This is a genomic window from Staphylococcus sp. FSL W8-1270, from assembly GCF_038007165.1.
GTDB lineage: Bacteria > Bacillota > Bacilli > Staphylococcales > Staphylococcaceae > Staphylococcus > Staphylococcus hominis.
In genome coordinates this window covers 1,327,861-1,346,356 of the sequence record NZ_JBBOWQ010000001.1, presented here as the reverse complement: position 1 = coordinate 1,346,356, position 18,496 = coordinate 1,327,861, and the positions used below count along the sequence as shown (strand labels likewise).

Here is an 18,496-nt window from a genome sequence, read left to right as displayed (position 1 = left end):
AAATGAAAATTTTACTCATTGGATATGGCACAATGAATCAACGCGTTGCCAGATTAGCAGAAGAAAAAGGTCATGAGATTGTTGGTACAATTGAGCCAGAAGAACATCAACATTCACCATATAAAGCTTATCATCATATTGCAGACGCACAAAATGAAGCCGATGTAGCGATCGACTTCTCTAATCCTAATCTATTATTACCTTTATTAGATGAAGAGTTTGAATTACCTTTAGTGATTGCTACTACTGGTGAAAAAGAAAAACTGATTCAAAAATTAGAACAATTAAGCGAACATATGCCTGTTTTCTTCAGTGCAAATATGAGTTATGGCATCCATGCATTAACTAAAATTCTAGAAGCAGCTGTTCCCCTTTTACAAGATTATGATATTGAGTTAACTGAAGCTCATCATAATAAAAAAGTGGATGCGCCAAGTGGCACACTCGTCAAACTTTATGATGTTATTAAAGAATTACGTGAAAATGTAACGCCTGTTTACGATCGACATGAGCGAACTGAAAAACGTGAAAAAGATGAAGTCGGTATTCATTCAGTTCGTGGCGGTACAATTGTAGGCGAACATGATGTTTTATTTGCTGGCACAGATGAAACAATTACCATTTCTCATAAAGCGCAATCTAAGGACATTTTTGCAAATGGCGCAATTACAGCTGCTGAAAAATTAAACACAAAATCAAATGGTTTCTATACATTTGACAACTTATAAAATAACTTAAGGAGACTCTAAACTATGGTACAACACTTATCTGCACAAGAAATTATTCAATATATTAGTGATGCTAAAAAATCAACACCATTAAAAGTATACGTAAATGGACAATTCAATGACGTCACTTTTCCTAATACATTTAAAGTATTCGGATCTGATGATTCAAAAGTAATATTTTGTGAAGCGGATGATTGGAAAACATTTTATGAAACCAATCAATCATATATTACTGACTTAGAAATTGAAATGGACCGTCGTAATTCTGCTATTCCTTTAAAAGACTTAACTAATACAAATGCACGTATTGAACCAGGTTCATTCATTCGTGAACAAGCTATTATCGAAGACGGTGCCGTTGTGATGATGGGAGCAACAATCAATATTGGCGCTGTTGTAGGTGAAGGTACTATGATTGATATGAATGCAACATTAGGTGGTCGTGCGACAACAGGTAAAAATGTTCATGTAGGTGCCGGTGCAGTATTAGCGGGCGTTATTGAGCCACCTAGTGCTTCTCCAGTAGTAATCGAAGATAATGTATTAATTGGCGCAAACGCAGTTATTCTAGAAGGTGTAAGAGTTGGCGAAGGCGCTATTGTAGCTGCTGGTGCTATCGTGACTCAAGATGTTCCTGCTGGTGCGGTTGTAGCTGGTACACCTGCTAAAGTCATTAAACAAACATCTGAAGTTCAAGACTCTAAACGAGAAATCGTTGCAGCGTTAAGAAAATTAAATGATTAATGACAAACTTGAATAATTGAATGCTAAAGGCTGGGACAACATGTTCTCAGCCTTTACGATTAAATGAATACATAAGTTGAATAATAAATGAATAAAGGATTGATTAAGATGAGCGAATTAGAATTTGTCACACAACATAGAAGACATTTACATCAACATCCAGAATTAAGTCTTCATGAATTTGAGACAACTCAATATATTACTCGATTTTTAGATGAATTAAATGTATCTTACGAGCAACCTCTTGAAACGGGTGCTATTGCATATTTAGAAGGTAATAGTGACCATACAATTGCATTTCGGGCAGACATTGATGCCCTACCCATTTTTGAAGAAAATAATGTCGATTATCGTAGTCAAACAGATAATGTGATGCATGCTTGTGGTCACGATGGTCATACAACAGCATTGATGTTATTTGTTAAACGATGTAAGGCGATGGCTGATCAACATCAATTACCTCATAATGTCGTGTTTATCTTCCAACCAGCTGAAGAAACAGGCGGTGGCGCAAATCGCTTAATTAAAGCCGGTGCTTTTAATCAATATCCTATTGAAGCAGTATTTGGCATTCATGTAAATCCTTTCGCTGACGAAGGACAAGTCGTGATACGCGATGAAGAAATTACAGCAAGTGCCACTGAATATCGTTTTTTCTTAAAAGGATTATCTAGTCATGTAGCTGATAAAGAGCAAGGTCATTCATGTGGCGAAGCACTGATTCATGTTTTAAATCAAGTTGGTCAAATACAGCAATATCATTTAAATGGACTAAAACGTAATATTGTTCATATGGGCCACTTTAATGCAGGTGAAGCAATTAATACGGTTCCTAGTAATGGTTATTTAGAAGGAACTATTCGTACTTATAATGCCACTGATTTAAATATCGTGAAAAATCAAATGAATAAAATTGCAAAAAGTGTGAAATTATTATTCAATGTTGATTGTGAAGTCAAATTTGAAGAAGGATATCCTGCTACAATGAATAGTCCTAAACTACGTCATATCGTTGAACAATCTATTCTATCTGCTAATTTAAAAGTTATTGAAAAGCCTCTGCCATTTTTATTCGGCGAAGACTTTAGTTTTTATGGCCAACAATTAGCACCGTCTTACTTTGCTTTTGTAGGAACTCGAAGTGAAGATAAAGGCTTTATCACAGGCTTACATACATCGCATTTAAATTTTGACGAAAAAGTGCTTATTGATGTTGCCAATTACTATGAACAAATATTGAACCATTATGGAAAGGAGTAAATTAAATTGACAGCAGTTTGGTCAGTTGATTCAAAAATCTTTTTAAGAAATGCAACTAAAGTAAAGAATAATCAATCAATAATGGCAGTTGTAAAAAATAATGCTTATCATTATGGATTAGAGTTTGCAGTAAGAACATTTTTAGAAGCAGGTATCCATACATTTAGTACGACTTCCTTAAAAGAAGCAGTGAGAGTTCGTAAACTTGCACCTCATGCTACAATTTTTTTAATGAATGCAGTTTATGACTTTGATACAGTTCGAAATAATAATATTCAAATGACGCTTCCCTCTTTAGAATATTATTATCAGTACAAAAGTGAATTAAAAGATATTAATGTTCACTTAGAATTTGAAAATTTACTCCATCGTTCAGGTTTCAAAAATCTTGATGAAATTAAAGAAGTACTTCATCATCATGAAAATGATAATGGAAGTGAAATGAATATCGTTGGCCTATGGACGCATTTTGGATATGCAGATGAATTTGATGTTCCAGAATATGGGATTGAACGTGAAGCATGGTTAAACGTCGTTAATACATTATTAAATGAAGGATACCAATTTGAACTTATCCATGCGCAAAATAGTGCGAGTTATTATCGTGAAGGACAACAACTTCTTCCCTATCATACACATGCACGTGTAGGTATCGCTTTATATGGTTCAAGACCATATAGCAAATTAGATGAACATGAGATTGAACAAGCCTTAACCGTAAAAGGAAATGTAATTCAAGTTCGTGAAGTAAATAAAGGTGATTATTGTGGTTATAGTTTTGCATTTGAAGCAACGCATGATCATACACATCTTGCAGTTGTTGATATTGGCTATGGTGATGGTATTTTAAAAAAACGTGCAACACACGAAGCATTAATTAATGGCAAACGTTACCCTATTCGAGCATTAATGATGAGTCATATGTTTGTTGAAGTCGATGATGATGTTCATGCACAAGATGAAGTGATACTATATAATAATGATATACGCATTGATGAATACACATTCAAAGGTGTTGGCGCTAATTCAGAACAACTTAGTGCGATGAATCACGATTCTCTTATAAAGGAGTTTAGATAAAATGTCAGTTAAATATAATGATTACGGTGAATTAACAATGGCGGGTACAAGTTTGAAAACACTAGCTCAAAGTTTTGGTACGCCTACCATTGTTTATGATGAAGATGAAATTCGCAATCAAATGCGTCGATTTCATAATGCTTTTCAAAAAAGTGGATTAAAATACAATATTTCATATGCTTCTAAAGCCTTTACTTGCATTCAAATGGTAAAGTTAGTTCAAGAAGAAAACTTACAATTAGATGTCGTATCTGAAGGCGAACTTTATACAGCATTAGAGGCTAAATTTGACCCTAGTCGCATCCACTTCCATGGCAATAATAAAACGAAACGTGAAATACAATATGCTTTAGAAAGTGGCGTTGGCTACTTTGTTATTGATTCTTTAGAAGAAATTGAATTAATCGATCGCTATGCAAGTGATAGAGTTAATGTTGTCATTCGTGTGAATCCTGGCGTAGAGGCGCATACCCATGAATTTATTCAAACTGGTCAAGAAGATAGTAAATTTGGTCTTTCAATTCGCCATGGTCTTGCAATTCAAGCAGTTGAAAAAGTCGAAGCATCAAAACATCTTCATTTAAAAGGAATACATTTCCATGTAGGATCACAAATTGAGGGTACTGAAGCTATGATTGAAACAGCTAAAATTGTTTTAAATTGGCTTAACGAGCATCATATCCAAGTTGAATTACTTAACTTAGGTGGCGGTTTTGGTATTAAATATGTCGAAGGTGATGTAAGCTTCCCTATTGAAGAAGGTATTGCTGAAATTACAGATGCGATTAAATCTGAATCAGAAAAATTAAACTATGACGTTCCTGAAATTGGTATTGAACCAGGACGTTCAATTGTTGGCGAAGCGGGTATTACGTTATATGAAGTTGGAACAATTAAAGACATTCCTGAAGTAAATAAATATGTTTCTATTGATGGTGGTATGAGTGATCATATTAGAACTGCTTTATATGGAGCCAAATATCAAGCATTACTTGTAAATCGTCATGAGAAGGCAGACGAAACGGTAACTATTGCCGGAAAATTATGTGAATCTGGAGATATTATTATCCGAGATGCTATGTTACCTTCTTCTGTAAAACGTGGAGATTATTTAGCCATTTTATCTACTGGCGCATACCATTACTCTATGGCATCTAATTATAATCAAATGCAAAAACCACCTGTTTTCTTCTTAAAAGATGGAAAAGCACGTGAAGTTATCAAACGTCAATCATTACGTCAATTAATAATTAATGATACAAAATAAAATAACGAGAAAGTTTATACTTACCCGTTCAAGTTGCACCATAATAAAGAAGCCAGTAAAAGAGTTTTTAAAAACTCTTTTACTGGCTATTTTTTCTGAGATTTATGTCCCAGCCTCATTTATATATAAAAAACACCCTACATCTTGGTAAGGTGTTACTAAAGTCAATTTTTGCAATCTATAAATTATAGTTTAACAACGTTTGCAGCTTGAGGACCGCGATCGCCTTCAACTACTTCAAACTCAACTGATTGACCTTCTTCTAATGATTTATAACCTTCTTGGTTAATTGCTGAGAAGTGTACGAATACGTCGTTTTCTCCTTCAACTTCGATGAAGCCAAAACCTTTTTCAGCGTTAAACCATTTAACTGTACCTTGTTTCATAATTGTGAAACCTCCAAGACTAAAATTCATTCAATATGCATTATTCGCATATTACAAAAAATACGTGTTATAAATATGTATAAATAACAAAATGCTATCAATCAATATTACAGATATTCTTTGCAATATGGAATAAAACTATTGCTTGATAACTATTATATGTTAGTTTGAACTAAATTGCAATACAATTATAGAAAATTCTCTTTTAATTAATTTTTGGTAGATTATAATAAACTTCTTTATTATTTAAAACAATAAAACTATAAAATATTTGTAAATCTTCATCACAATCTTCACAAAAATTTAAATCACAATTATTATAAAATGCATAAATATTATATTTCCCAATAACATAATTATTATAATATTTTTTACTTTTTTTAATAATTGATTGATAATCTTCTAACATTTCTTCATAGTTACTATAATGATGTTGTTCTACGATTTTTTCTGTCCAGTCGCTAAATAACCACCATCCCTCGTAGTCAGCACGAATCTTTGCAACTGTCCACATGACTAAGTCCCCTCTCAAATTAAAACTCTAATAAATATTGTAACTTTTTTTTAGACGAATTCAAGCTTAAAGACTTCGTTCTTTTAATTGAGATAAAGATGATATGTATATTAATTATTAGTTTTTTGTAGGAAAAATACGTATAATATAATGTAGAGGTGATAATGATGCAACATAAACATATACAAGTATTTGGAACTGTCCAAGGTGTAGGGTTCCGTCATCATACTGAATTAATTGCAAAAAAACTTGATATATTTGGTACTGTTCAAAATGTTGAGGATTATGTAGATATATATGCTCAAGGTGACGAGGAACAAATAAAATCATTCATTGATAAAGTGATTGCTGGTGCTGCTCCTGCATCTTCAGTTTCTGATTATAGTATTGAAGATTTAGACGTAACAAATAGATACTCAGAATTTAAAACGATTTATTAAATAAAGGAAGATGAATATTGAGATATAACCTTTCTCGGCTTCTGGGTGTTTTAGTAGGAATTCCAATAGCTATTATCTCATGGGTGACAAGTGTATTTGGATTTGATTTATCCTTTATACTTGATGCCCTAATAGGTATTGGAATGTTTTTTGTATCTTATTTTCCTACTCAAAGATTGACATCCAAAAAATATTTAAATGAAATTGGATTATCACGTAGAGACTATCGTTTTATTAATCAACAACTCAATCAATCACATAATAAAATTCGTAATATTTTAAAATCATATATTAATATCAGATCGATTAAAGATTTTCGTCAAATTAATGATATTTATAAAATTTCTAAGTCTATTCATTTTGCTGTTAAACAGAGACCTTCATCATTTTTCAAAGTAGAAAGTTTCTTTTATTCGCATATAGATAATGCACTAAATTTAATTGATGCATATACCCGTTTATCTAAAATGCCAAAAAAATCTGCTGAAGAAAAGCAAAAATTAGAGCAAACACGTATTACTTTAGATGAGGTGAAACGTACACTTATTGCAGATTTAAAAAGACTTAATGAAGATGATTATGAGCGTTTAGATATTGAAATGGAACTTAATCGGTTACAACACAAGCGATATAAAAAATAATAATTTAAAGTTATGATAAGAATGGAGAGAATTTTTAAATGAATCAAAAAGACCAATTTATTAACTCACATCCATTAGATGATTATATAGATCATCAAACGCATGATGTTTCAACTCAAAATGTTAAGCAAGACTTTGAACAACAATTTAACGAACAAGATTTAAAAAAAATTGATTCAATTAGTCAACAAATCAAACCACTAGATAGTGAAGGCCTATTATCTTTTGGGACACATCTACAGCAGAACATGTCTCAATTTTCACATCAAATGTTAGATGAAGTTCAATCGAAAGATGTGGGTCCTATTGGTGATACTTTAAATCAATTAATGTCTAAGTTAAGAGAAGTTAATCCTGATGACTTGAATCAAGACAATCAATCTAAACTTAAACGTTTATTTAGACGAACAAAAGCTTCAATAAATGAAGTATTTTCTAGAATGCAATCTGTAAGTTCACAAGTTGATAGAATCACCATTCAATTAGATAAGCATAAAGGAAATTTAACTAAAGACATTCAGTTACTCGATCATCTTTATGAACAAAATAAAGTATATTTTGATGATGTTTCTCTATACATTGCTGCTGCACAGCGTAAAAAACAAGAAATAAATGCTAATGAATTGCCTAAATTGCGTCAACATGCAGAACAATCTGGTAATCAAATGGATATTCAAAGTGTCGCTGATATGGAACAATTTGTTGATCGATTAGATAAAAAAATTTATGACTTACAATTATCACGTCAAATTGCAATTCAAACAGCGCCGCAAATTCGTATGATTCAAAATGTGAACCAAGCATTAGCTGAAAAAATTCAAAGTTCTATTCTCACAAGTATTCCTTTATGGAAAAATCAGATGGCTATTGCCCTCACTTTAATGAGACAAAAAAATGCTGTAACAGCTCAGCGTGCAGTTACTGATACCACAAATGATTTACTTACACGAAATGCAGCCATGTTAAAACAAAATGCAATTGAAACGGCTACTGAAAATGAACGTGGTATCGTAGATATTGAAACGCTTAAAGCGACTCAAAATGACATCATTGAAACGATTGAACAAACACTGCAAATTCAATATAATGGACGTCAAAAACGTCAACAAGCTGAAAGAGAATTATCACAACTCGAGAATGAATTAAAAGAACATTTACTTACTATGAAAAAAGAATAGATAAAATTAAAACACCGATTGCTCTCATTTAAAGAAGTAACCGGTGTTTAGTATATCTATTCCTTTTGATAAACAATATACGATTGATTTATAAACTTAGATACGATATACCCTATTATGATTGAAATGATAGCTATAGGTAACCATTCTAAAGAATATTGCTTAAGGGGTAAATGATTTATAACATTTAATTTTATTAAACCTAATGTATTTATTGTACTTACAATTGAAACAAGACTAACAATAATAATAGGTATTTGTTGCGCAATAGGTTTAGTTGGAATAAAACGCGCAAGTAAAATTAAAATAATCATAGTAATGGCTACAGGATAAATAATACTTAACACAGGAACAGACATGTTTATAACAGAATTTAATCCTAAATTAGCCAATATAAAACTGATAATTGTAAAACCTATAACATATACCTTATAACTAATTTTTGAAAATATACTATAAAAGTATTGACTCACAGATACAATAAGTCCACAAGCTGTAGTTAAACAAGCTAAAGCAACAATGATACCTAGTAAGTATTTTCCTAGAATACCAAAGCCGTTTGTAGCCATGGTAGTAAGTAAATAAGTTCCTATATTTTGATTTTTAGCCATTAGAGATGTAATCGTATTTTGACTTATTCCCATATGATTACCAATATAGCCTAAAGAAACATATATATAAATTAATGCTAAAGCGGCAATAAATCCAGCTATAACTGTTTGTTTAAATATTTGATTGGTGTGTTTAACTCCTGTTGCTTTAATGGCATTAACCACAATCATTGAAAATGCAATTGCTGCAATTGCATCCATTGTTAAATACCCTTCAATAAAGCCGTGTGAAAAACTTTCTATATTTGAAGAATATATCTCTGGATTTCCATGAGATGAACTGTGTCCCTTATAATCTACAAATCCTTTAATAATCATGGCCAAAATTGTAATTAATAATAAAGGAGTTAATAAAGATCCAATTCGATCTACTATTTTACCAGGATTAATACATAAATATAAAACAACAATAAAATAAATAAGTGTAAAAATGAATAAAGACATATTACTATTTGAATGCGTAATGGGTGTAATAGTCATTTCAAAAGACGTAGATGCAGTACGTGGTATAGCAAATAGAGGTCCAATGGTTAAATAAATAATAATGAGAAAGATAACTGAAAATCTCGGTGACAGTTTATTAAAGGCACCAATATATCCTTGTTTATCAAGTGCCCCAACGACTACTCCAAGTAATGGTAAGCCTATTCCAGTCAAACAAAAAGCTAAAATTGCTGGCCAGAAATAGGCACCACTTTCTTGTCCTAAATTAGGAGGAAAAATTAGATTACCTGCGCCAAAAAACATAGCAAATAGCGTAAAGCCGATAATCCAAGTATGTTTATTCATAGAATTGCTCCTTTTTATGTATATGTTTGCAATATTTAACATTCTAGCACAAAAAGAATTGACAAGTCTATGTATGTCACAAAAATTTGAATATTATAAATCAATATACAGTTTAATTATTAGAAAGATTTTAATAATAATTTTTTTAGCAATGGTGATAAGTGACTCGGTAAATTTTCAACACCTTCTACAAATAATGCAAATTGTCCATAAATATTATGAATGGTTTCTTCAATATCTTCAGTAATAGGATCTTGGCTTAAAAAGACATTAAATACTTCGATTCCAAATTTACGCGCCATTTCCACAGCTTCATACGTATCTAAAATACCGTCTTGAGCATAGTTATACGCTGAAGGTTCCCCATCTGAAAAGATAATTAAGAAACGTTGTTGATGACTTCTTCTTAATAAACGTTCACTTGCAATTCGTATAGCTACGCCATCTCTATTATCATCTTGAGGATGTAATGACATAATGCGTGGTCCGCTTTTTTCCATGATTGAACGATCGTAATGAACGATTTCATCAATGATATTGGGTTGTTTTCGATCATCAGAGTCAAAAGCATCTTCATTAAAAGCAAGTATCTCATGTTTAACGTTGAGTGCTTTTAATGTTTCATGAAATAATACGACGCCTTTAATCGTTTCTTCCATTTTATCAAACATACTAGCAGATACATCAATCAGTAATGTAAAAGTCGCATCGAATGTTTTACTAAGGTCTTGTTTTTTATAAAACAATTTATATTGATCATCAATAAACCAATTGGTTAAATCACGTTGAAGACGACCTTTAGTCAAATTATGACGTTCGTCAACATGTTCTCTATCGATGGTTTTCTTTATAATCTGAATTAAATCTTTAGTTTCAAATTGTACTTCATTTTTAACTTGCTGGTAGCTTGAAATATACTCTGGCTCTATATCAGGTACTTTCCATTCTATTTCGACATTTTCATTAATACCACGTAAAGCAAATGATGGATTAGAACCTATAGAACCGCCTTCATCACGATCAAGTGCATGATTAGAGCCACGTCCTTTTTTCGTCATCATATCTGTCATATCATCAGTTGAATCACCTTCACGTGCAGTGTCGTTATCACTCATAACATCACTATTTTCACCTTCATGTAATTCCATTTCAAGATAAGCGCCACCTTCAGATTTACTATCTTGAGCGTTTGTTTCAGCTTCGGCTGATGTAGTGTCAGTTTCTTCGTTTGTATTATCTTGGCCATCAACATTACTTGCATCCATACGTTTAATATCCTCGTAAGACATTTCATGAATAGCTTCATATACTTTTCTAGGAAGATGATAATATTCATTTAACATATCATGTGATAACATTTCATCGATTTGGAACATGACACGTTGTGCAAGATACATATTATCTTCAGATGATTCATTTTGGAAAAAATCAGGTAAATATTGAAACATGTGATTTAATATGTCATCTAATTGTGGATGTATCGTGGGTATATCAAAGAAGTTTTGACTTAAAAATGCGCGCTCTAAATATAAGAAAAGTAAATCTGTATATACCGTTTTTGTTTTATAGAATTTAATTTGTGATTCCGTATAAGATAATCGAGTTTTTACTCTTAAATCAATTTGTTTAGCAGTGCTAGGTCGCTCCTCTTTAATAAAATTAAAAACGCGCATATCTTCTAGCAATCTAAAGAGTTGATGATAAAATTTGGGATGGCTAAATTCATTATCATGAAGAACTTCATTTACGATAGCTTCGTCCATCATTTTATAACCGTATGCAGCGAGCATGACATCTGTTTTTAACCCTGCACTTTCAATATCTTTTGGACGATGAGACCAAAACCAACTTGTAATTAAAGTATTATTAATAGGATCATAATAAGGGAACTTTTGAATTTTTACTTTAGTTTGTTCGTTTTTCAGTAGTAAGCGCGCTAAATCTTGTAACATCATGACTTGCTTAGCATCTAGCTGCTCATCATTAAATTTTATAAAACGATCACTCATAATAATCCCTCTCTAAAAGTTTAGTTCGATTGCATTTCTGATGGCTTGCTGTTCGCGTTCATCTTCAAGTTTATCGATAATTGTACGCTGAATTGCTCTCTCTATTGGCATAACTGTAATTAAGTCACTTAAGTCAATTAACGCACGAATACTAGCTGCTTCTTCTGAAATTTGTCCTTGTTTTGACATTGTACGTAAGTCTTCATTAAATTTAATGATTTTTTTAATTATATCATCATCTTGAAGCTGGCTTTGTTGTTTAATGACATCTTTAAGAATGTCTCCTCCAATGTAATCAACTTGTATGACAATAAAGCGGTTTTTTAATGCTTCATTCATTGGTAATGTACCAACATAGCCTTCATTTATCGCAGCAATTACATTGAAACCAGGGGCTGCTTTAATTACTTCTCCAGTAAATGGATTGGTTAACTGACGTCTATAGTCTAATACGCCATTTAAAATAGGTAATGTTTCAGGTTTAGCCATATTGATTTCATCAATATATAAGATATGACCTTCTCGCATGGCTTTTATAACTGGGCCGTCAATAAAAATAATTTCTTGTTGACCTTGTTCATTTGTTTTTATTGTTTTAAAACCTAATAAGCTCTCTGCGTCTAAATCAACAGAACAGTTAACTTGATGCATCGGCGTTTGGACTACTTCACTTAAAGTTTCAGCTAATCGTGTTTTACCAGAGCCTGTAGGGCCTTTTAATAAAATATTTTTATTTAAATTAAACAATGCTTGTGCATCATTGAATACAGATTGATCTGAATTGATATAATGATTATTTGGCATTTTAATATTCTCCTTTATAAGATGAAAAAATAGACCAAGAGCGTGTATAAATGTATAGATATTGGTACATCACTCTGAGTCTTAATTTAATCGTTATCTTTTAGAAATTGAATGTATTTAAACTTCTTTAAAATAATCTTTGTAATAACCACCTACTAGACCAGAGTTATCAATGATTTGATAATATTCTTCAGTTTCATTGATGACATCATATTGTTTTCCAATAGTAAGCATATCTGATACTGTGAATTTTTTTGCATCAGTATTAACTACCATCACTTGTTTAATTGGTGTGCGTGATTTCCAATCTTCATGTAACATTGCCATTTTAAATCCTCCAATAAAATGAATTATATTATTTTTTTTCTAAAGTATATATGAAAGAGATGCCGCTACCTTCAGTAATGCGTAACGATTGAGCATCACCTTGATTTAATATTTGATAAGGAATACCAATTTCATCCAGTTCTTTTCGTGCATGTTCAAAGTCTTCAGTTGAATTTGTACTGAATTCAATTTGTTCCACAATTCCTTCTTCTTTTAATTCAACTTGTTCATTAGATTGATATAAATGAATTTCTCCACCAAGTCCACCATCTCCGATTTTAAATACCTGGACAGTTTGATCAGGAAATTCAGTAGATTCATATTCAGCATAATGCGTTAAATTAAATACATTTTTAAAGATAGAAGTTGTAACCAATAATTCGTTTACTTTAATAATTACTGGTCCCAACCCTTGAATTTGGTGAAGAGGATTAACAGCACTTTCAAAAGTAGGTGTGCCTAATCCAATACCAACATTCAGTTCATTAGAATAGATATCAAAAATTTGATGATTATCATCTTTAAAATTAAAGTGCTGATTACCGTTTAATTCAGTGATTGAACTAAATTGAATATTATTTTTTTCTAATATTTGTTGATATTCTTCTAAACCAGCATTCGATGGTGTTCTTAATCCCACGCTTGATATATGTACATTTCTATAATTAGGATTAGGAACTTCTACAAAGTGAAGTCTTGTACCAGGATTTAATTCAGCATCACCAAAACGTAATGCCTGTCTTTTTGTTGCAACATTAAGACCTAAAATATTATGAAATAAATTCTGTGTTTTTGAGAGATCACTTGTTCCAATCGTAACACTTCTTAGTCCACTCATTCATCGACACTCCCATTTATATATCTTTTCTTAAACATTATAACGTATTTTATATATGAATAATATGTTGAACGCTTAAATAAGAGTATTGTTTTTTATTATAAAATATACGTAAATAAAAATATTATAAATGATTAAAGTTTGTATAATAAATAACATATATATAAGATAATATATATGTTATACCCCTCCCCTACCTTGTTTTATAAAGGTAGGGGGGTATATCATAGGTTATTTAATTGTCTAAAAACAAACTTGATAAATTATATAAAGTTCGTTTTTAACTTATTGTAGTTTTAATAATTATTATTTTTTAATAGATTCTTTTGTAATACTCTTAAGAATATTTGCTGTTTTTTGTCCAAATATAATACTTAATTTATCATTTTTATACATGTTAGCATCTGCTTTGGAAAAGTCATAAATGGATAATGAGGGATGCGCTTCTCTGCTATTTTTTATATTCTCATTATTAGGATACATTTACGTTATCTTCTTTTATTTCTATATTACATATTTATTTTTAACTAATGATAATATCGAAATATTCTAGCGTAATTTTTTTAATGCTAATATAACTAAAACTTAAAAAGAGTAGAATAAATTCATTATGAACTTATTCTACTCTTTATCAATTTATGATTAAGATTTCAATATATTTAGCGCTTTAATAAATGAAATTAAGATTCTAATAATAAGTCTTCTGGGCTCTCGATCAGCTCTTTAATTGTTTTTAAGAATCCAACTGCTTCTTTGCCATCAATAATTCTATGGTCATAGCTTAATGCAATGTACATCATTGGTCTGTTCTCGATTGTATCTTTATCAATAGCAATTGGACGAGTGATAATTGAATGCATACCTAAGATAGCAGCTTGATTACCATTAATAATTGGTGTACTCATCATAGAACCAAATACACCACCATTAGTGATTGTAAATGAACCATTTACCATATCATCTAATCCAAGTTTTTTATCACGTGCTTTTACTGCTAAATCTGCAATTGATTTTTCTAGTTCAGCAAAGTTTTTCTTATCACAATCTCTAACGAATGGTACTAATAATCCATCATCTGTTGAAACAGCAATACCAATATCATAGTATTGTTTAGTAATCATATCGTCTCCATCAATTTCAGCATTAACTTCTGGATATTTTTTGAGTGCTGCTACTGCTGCCTTAGTAAAGAATGACATAAATCCTAATTTAGTGCCGTCATGATCTTTAATAAATTGTTCTTTTTTACGTTTTCTTAATTCCATTACATTTGTCATATCAACTTCATTAAATGTTGTGAGCATTGCGGTATTATTAGATACTTCTAATAATTTTTTTGCAGCTGTTTTCTTTCTTCTAGACATTTTTTCACGAATCACTGGTTTATTAGGCGTATTAGCAGTTGATTTTTTAGATGTTTCTTGTTGTGAATTAGGTTGAGTATTTTGATTAGATTGACTTGTTTTTTGACGATTATCAACATCTTCTTTTCTTATCACATCGCTACCTTTTCCAGCTACTTCATTTAAATCAATACCATTTTTACGAGCATGACGACGTGCTGATGGCGTTGCATTCACTCTTTTATTATTGATTGATTCTGAGTCGTCATTTGAACTTGTATCGCTACCTTGTGCTTCAGTAGAAGTGCGTGGTGTTGAATGATTAGTTTCTGCAGAATCTGTTTTTATGTTTTCATTTTCAGAAGTTGAATCGTTATTTTGTGATTTGCTTGAACTACTTGTACTACCTTTACCTTCACCGACAATTGCAATAGCTTGGCCCACTTCTACAGTGTCGCCTTCAGATGCAAGTTGTTCTTGAAGTATACCATCTTCTTCAGATACAACTTCAACATTCACTTTGTCAGTTTCTAATTCAAGAATAGCGTCTCCTTTTTCAACATTATCCCCTATGTTTTTTAGCCACTCTGCAACTGTACCTTCTGTAATTGATTCTGCTAATTCTGGAACTTTTACCTCTGCCATTATATTTCCCCCTAGTTATTTTTGACACTATTTTCAATAATTTTATGTTGAACAAGTTTGTGAATTTCTCCATCACCTTCGGCAGGTGCTGCACGTTGTATTCTACCCTGATAACTTAAATTATATTGATGTCCAACAATAGATTTAAGATATGGGTAAACAAATAACCATGCGCCTTGGTTTTTAGGTTCTTCTTGAACCCAAGCAACAGATTCTAAATTTGGTAATTCTTCTAAAGCTTTTTTAATGTCTTCCTCTGGGAAAGGATATAATCTTTCCACAGCAATAAGTTGTATATTTTCATTAGGTTCTTTTGCTAATGTTTCTTTTAAATCAATAAACATTTTTCCAGAAGCTAAAATGACTTTTGTTACTTTAGCTTTTTGAGCATCTTCAACAATAATTGGTTTGAAACTGCCAGTTGTAAATTCACTAATTGGCTTAGCCACTGTTTTATTTCTTAACAAACTCTTAGGTGACATCACAATTAATGGTCTCATCGCTTCAGTATTTAAACTTTTAGCTTGTGCACGTAATAAATGGAAGTAGTTACTAGAACTTGATAGATTGACCACTGTACTATTATTTTCAGCCGCCAGTTGTAAGAATCTTTCTAAACGTGCTGATGAATGTTCAGGACCTTGACCTTCAAAAGCGTGTGGTAAGAATAAAGTTAGACCACTACGCTCGCCCCATTTGGCTCTGGCAGATGACATAAAATTATCAAAAATCATTTGTGCCATATTTGAAAAATCTCCATATTGGGCTTCCCAAATATTCATACTATTTTTATTTTCAACATTATATCCATATTCAAAGCCTACGACTGCAGCTTCTGATAATGGACTGTTATGCACTTCAAATGTTGCTTTTTGATTTGGTACATGGTGAAGCGGTGTATACGTATTGCCATTGTCTTCATCATGTAGTACAGCATGTCTGTGACTGAATGTGCCACGTTCACTATCTTGACCTGTCAAACGAATTGATATGCCATCTTGAACAATTGTTGCAAAAGCTAATTGTTCTGCTTGAGCCCAATCAACTAGGCCATTTTCATTTTCAAAAGGTTCTCTACGTTTTTCTAATACTTTATTTAATTTTCTAAATACCTGGAAATCTTCAGGATAGTTCAACATTGCATCATTAATTTCTTTCAAATGTTCAAAGCTAAACTCTTTTTTATCACTTTGTAAAGGTAACTGAAGCGATTCAGGTTTATTCATTACAGTACTATTCATTTTATCTGATTTATCAATTTTATCTTGAGCAGTACGCATTTCTTTTTGTACAGAATCAATGATTTCAGACATTTGTTCTTTCGTTAAAATACCTTCATCTACAAGTTTATTTCCATAAATCACTTCAACTGAATCATGCTGTCTAATATTGTGATATAACGTTGGATTTGTAATAGATGGTTCATCCATCTCGTTATGTCCATATCGACGATAACCTACTAAATCAATGACAAAGTCTTTATGGAATTCTTTTCTAAATTCCATAGCAATATCAATTGCTTCAATTGTCGCTTCTACATCATCTGCATTCACATGAAGAATAGGTACATCGTACCCCTTAGCGATATCTGATGAATACGTTGTAGAACGACCATCAATAGGTTCAGTTGTAAAACCAATTCGGTTATTTGTAATTATATGTAGTGCTCCGCCAGTTGAATAACCATTTAAATTACTTAAATTCATTGTTTCAAAATTGATACCTTGACCAGGATATGCAGCATCTCCATGAATAATAATTGGCATACCGTGATGGAAATCTGTAGTTGGTCCACCCGCATGATGTGTATCATCTTGAGCAGCACGTGTTTTTCCTATAACTACAGGTGCTACAATTTCTAGGTGACTTGGATTGTTTGCTAAAGAAATACATTGTTCAATACCATATGAAGAAGTAGTTTTAACGCCACCTAAGTGATATTTAACGTCTCCTGTCCAACCAGCAGTAAGTTTTAAACTGCCATCTTCAGGTAAGAATTTCATTGGATCCGTGTGCATAAATTCTGAGATCATCATTTCATAAGGTTTTTCTAATACATGTGTTAAAACATTGAGACGTCCCCTATGTGCCATTCCAATTTGAATATTCTGAATGTCCTCTTGAGCAGCACGCTTCAATGTATGTTGTAACATTGGCACTAATGTATCTACACCTTCAATTGAGAAACGTTTTGCTCCAACAAAATTCTTATGTAGATATTTTTCAAAACCTTCAACATGAGCAAGTGTTTTAAATAAGTTAATTTTTTCATCACTATTAATGGTAGCTTTATAAGGTGTTTCAATACGACGTTTTAACCAAGTACGTTCTTTATTATTGTTAATATGATTGTACTCAAACGCAATAGAGCCTTTATAACGCTTTTCCATACGCTTTAACGCTTCATAAGCATTATCGTATATATCACTAAAGTGATCTGATACGATACCAGATGAAATATTTTTTAATGTCTCTTTATTTAAATTAAAATCTTCAATTTCTAATTTTGGGATATGCGTTCTTTTAGGCGCATTTACAGGATAAATATCAGCCTTTAGATGACCATATTGTCTAATATTATCAATTAATCGCATGACACGTTTGATTGTGCTATCATCTGCTGAAGTACCACTCCCATCTGTGGTAAACTTAGCTTTAACTTGTGCTTCGCCATTTTTTATTGTACTAAAAAGCACTTGTAAATCATCTGAGACAGAAGTTGGGTCTTGAAGATAATCATCATATAAATCGAGCATAAGACCCAAATTTGCCCCAAAATTTACTGGAGCTTCTGTAACATCCCTTTTATCCTTTGCCATATTATACCCTCCACAAAATAGTTAAACCGCTTACAAAACCATCATAGCACTATTTTAACTATTGATAAAGACT

General features: G+C 31.7%; 18 protein-coding genes. 8 read left to right on the top strand and 10 right to left on the bottom strand.

The features are described 5' to 3' along the window. Positions 1–2: 2 nt before the first annotated feature. From dapB to lysA, 5 genes are all read left to right on the top strand, one after another. Positions 3–728 (top strand): 4-hydroxy-tetrahydrodipicolinate reductase, encoded by a 726-nt coding sequence (gene dapB, locus NSU06_RS06850; RefSeq protein ID WP_049420523.1) that lies wholly within the window; start codon positions 3–5, stop codon positions 726–728. A 24-nt stretch (positions 729–752) separates the two neighbouring features. Further along, the gene (gene dapD, locus NSU06_RS06845; protein ID WP_019835540.1) at positions 753–1,472 is read left to right on the top strand and encodes a 2,3,4,5-tetrahydropyridine-2,6-dicarboxylate N-acetyltransferase; all 720 of its coding nucleotides are present in this window, start codon (positions 753–755) and stop codon (positions 1,470–1,472) included. 108 nt (positions 1,473–1,580) lie between these two features. Then, positions 1,581–2,732, top strand: coding sequence for an amidohydrolase (locus NSU06_RS06840; RefSeq protein ID WP_049420520.1), 1,152 nt, complete (start codon positions 1,581–1,583; stop codon positions 2,730–2,732). 6 nt (positions 2,733–2,738) lie between these two features. Continuing rightward, positions 2,739–3,812 (top strand): alanine racemase, encoded by a 1,074-nt coding sequence (locus tag NSU06_RS06835; RefSeq protein ID WP_017174710.1) that lies wholly within the window; start codon positions 2,739–2,741, stop codon positions 3,810–3,812. A 1-nt stretch (position 3,813) separates the two neighbouring features. Further along, entirely contained in the window at positions 3,814–5,079 is a 1,266-nt protein-coding gene (gene lysA / locus NSU06_RS06830; RefSeq protein ID WP_017174711.1) for a diaminopimelate decarboxylase, read from the top strand. Positions 5,080–5,264: 185 nt separating this feature from the next. On the opposite strand, the gene cspA is transcribed toward lysA, so the two are convergent. Continuing rightward, positions 5,265–5,465, bottom strand: a complete 201-nt coding sequence (gene cspA, locus NSU06_RS06825; RefSeq protein ID WP_001831260.1) for a cold shock protein CspA — start codon at positions 5,463–5,465, stop codon at positions 5,265–5,267. Positions 5,466–5,670: 205 nt separating this feature from the next. Beyond that, the gene (msaA, locus tag NSU06_RS06820; protein WP_017176340.1) at positions 5,671–5,979 is read right to left on the bottom strand and encodes a regulatory protein MsaA; all 309 of its coding nucleotides are present in this window, start codon (positions 5,977–5,979) and stop codon (positions 5,671–5,673) included. A 167-nt stretch (positions 5,980–6,146) separates the two neighbouring features. Here msaA and NSU06_RS06815 point away from each other — a divergent pair, with 167 nt between their 5' ends. The 3 genes from NSU06_RS06815 to NSU06_RS06805 are packed head-to-tail and all read left to right on the top strand — an operon-like array spanning position 6,147 to position 8,238. Beyond that, positions 6,147–6,419, top strand: coding sequence for an acylphosphatase (locus NSU06_RS06815; protein WP_037541019.1), 273 nt, complete (start codon positions 6,147–6,149; stop codon positions 6,417–6,419). A 17-nt stretch (positions 6,420–6,436) separates the two neighbouring features. Further along, a complete protein-coding gene (locus NSU06_RS06810; protein WP_049415957.1) occupies positions 6,437–7,060 on the top strand; it encodes a 5-bromo-4-chloroindolyl phosphate hydrolysis family protein in 624 nt (207 codons plus the stop codon). 38 nt (positions 7,061–7,098) lie between these two features. Next, a complete protein-coding gene (locus NSU06_RS06805) occupies positions 7,099–8,238 on the top strand; it encodes a toxic anion resistance protein (RefSeq protein ID WP_037541020.1) in 1,140 nt (379 codons plus the stop codon). 56 nt (positions 8,239–8,294) lie between these two features. Here NSU06_RS06805 and brnQ3 read toward each other — a convergent pair whose 3' ends face one another. The 8 genes from brnQ3 to NSU06_RS06765 all read right to left on the bottom strand — a co-directional run bounded on the left by brnQ3 (position 8,295) and on the right by NSU06_RS06765 (position 18,423). Continuing rightward, positions 8,295–9,638, bottom strand: a complete 1,344-nt coding sequence (brnQ3, locus tag NSU06_RS06800; RefSeq protein WP_049415960.1) for a branched-chain amino acid-like transporter carrier protein BrnQ3 — start codon at positions 9,636–9,638, stop codon at positions 8,295–8,297. 119 nt (positions 9,639–9,757) lie between these two features. Next, complete coding sequence (locus tag NSU06_RS06795) at positions 9,758–11,647, bottom strand: vWA domain-containing protein (protein ID WP_019835258.1); 1,890 nt, start codon at positions 11,645–11,647, stop codon at positions 9,758–9,760. 12 nt (positions 11,648–11,659) lie between these two features. Next, the gene (locus tag NSU06_RS06790) at positions 11,660–12,451 is read right to left on the bottom strand and encodes an ATP-binding protein (protein ID WP_017176334.1); all 792 of its coding nucleotides are present in this window, start codon (positions 12,449–12,451) and stop codon (positions 11,660–11,662) included. A 117-nt stretch (positions 12,452–12,568) separates the two neighbouring features. Then, on the bottom strand, positions 12,569–12,772 hold the full coding sequence (locus NSU06_RS06785; protein WP_025987180.1) for a DUF6501 family protein: 204 nt from the start codon (positions 12,770–12,772) through the stop codon (positions 12,569–12,571). Positions 12,773–12,806: 34 nt separating this feature from the next. Then, positions 12,807–13,616, bottom strand: a complete 810-nt coding sequence (locus NSU06_RS06780) for a lactoylglutathione lyase (protein ID WP_017176332.1) — start codon at positions 13,614–13,616, stop codon at positions 12,807–12,809. A 306-nt stretch (positions 13,617–13,922) separates the two neighbouring features. Then, positions 13,923–14,099, bottom strand: coding sequence for a hypothetical protein (locus tag NSU06_RS06775; RefSeq protein WP_019835255.1), 177 nt, complete (start codon positions 14,097–14,099; stop codon positions 13,923–13,925). Between the two features lie 197 nt (positions 14,100–14,296). Next, positions 14,297–15,604 (bottom strand): 2-oxoglutarate dehydrogenase complex dihydrolipoyllysine-residue succinyltransferase, encoded by a 1,308-nt coding sequence (gene odhB / locus NSU06_RS06770; protein ID WP_017176330.1) that lies wholly within the window; start codon positions 15,602–15,604, stop codon positions 14,297–14,299. Positions 15,605–15,615: 11 nt separating this feature from the next. After that, positions 15,616–18,423: a 2-oxoglutarate dehydrogenase E1 component gene (locus tag NSU06_RS06765; RefSeq protein ID WP_017176329.1), complete on the bottom strand. Its 2,808-nt coding sequence runs from the start codon at positions 18,421–18,423 to the stop codon at positions 15,616–15,618. Positions 18,424–18,496: the final 73 nt, after the last annotated feature.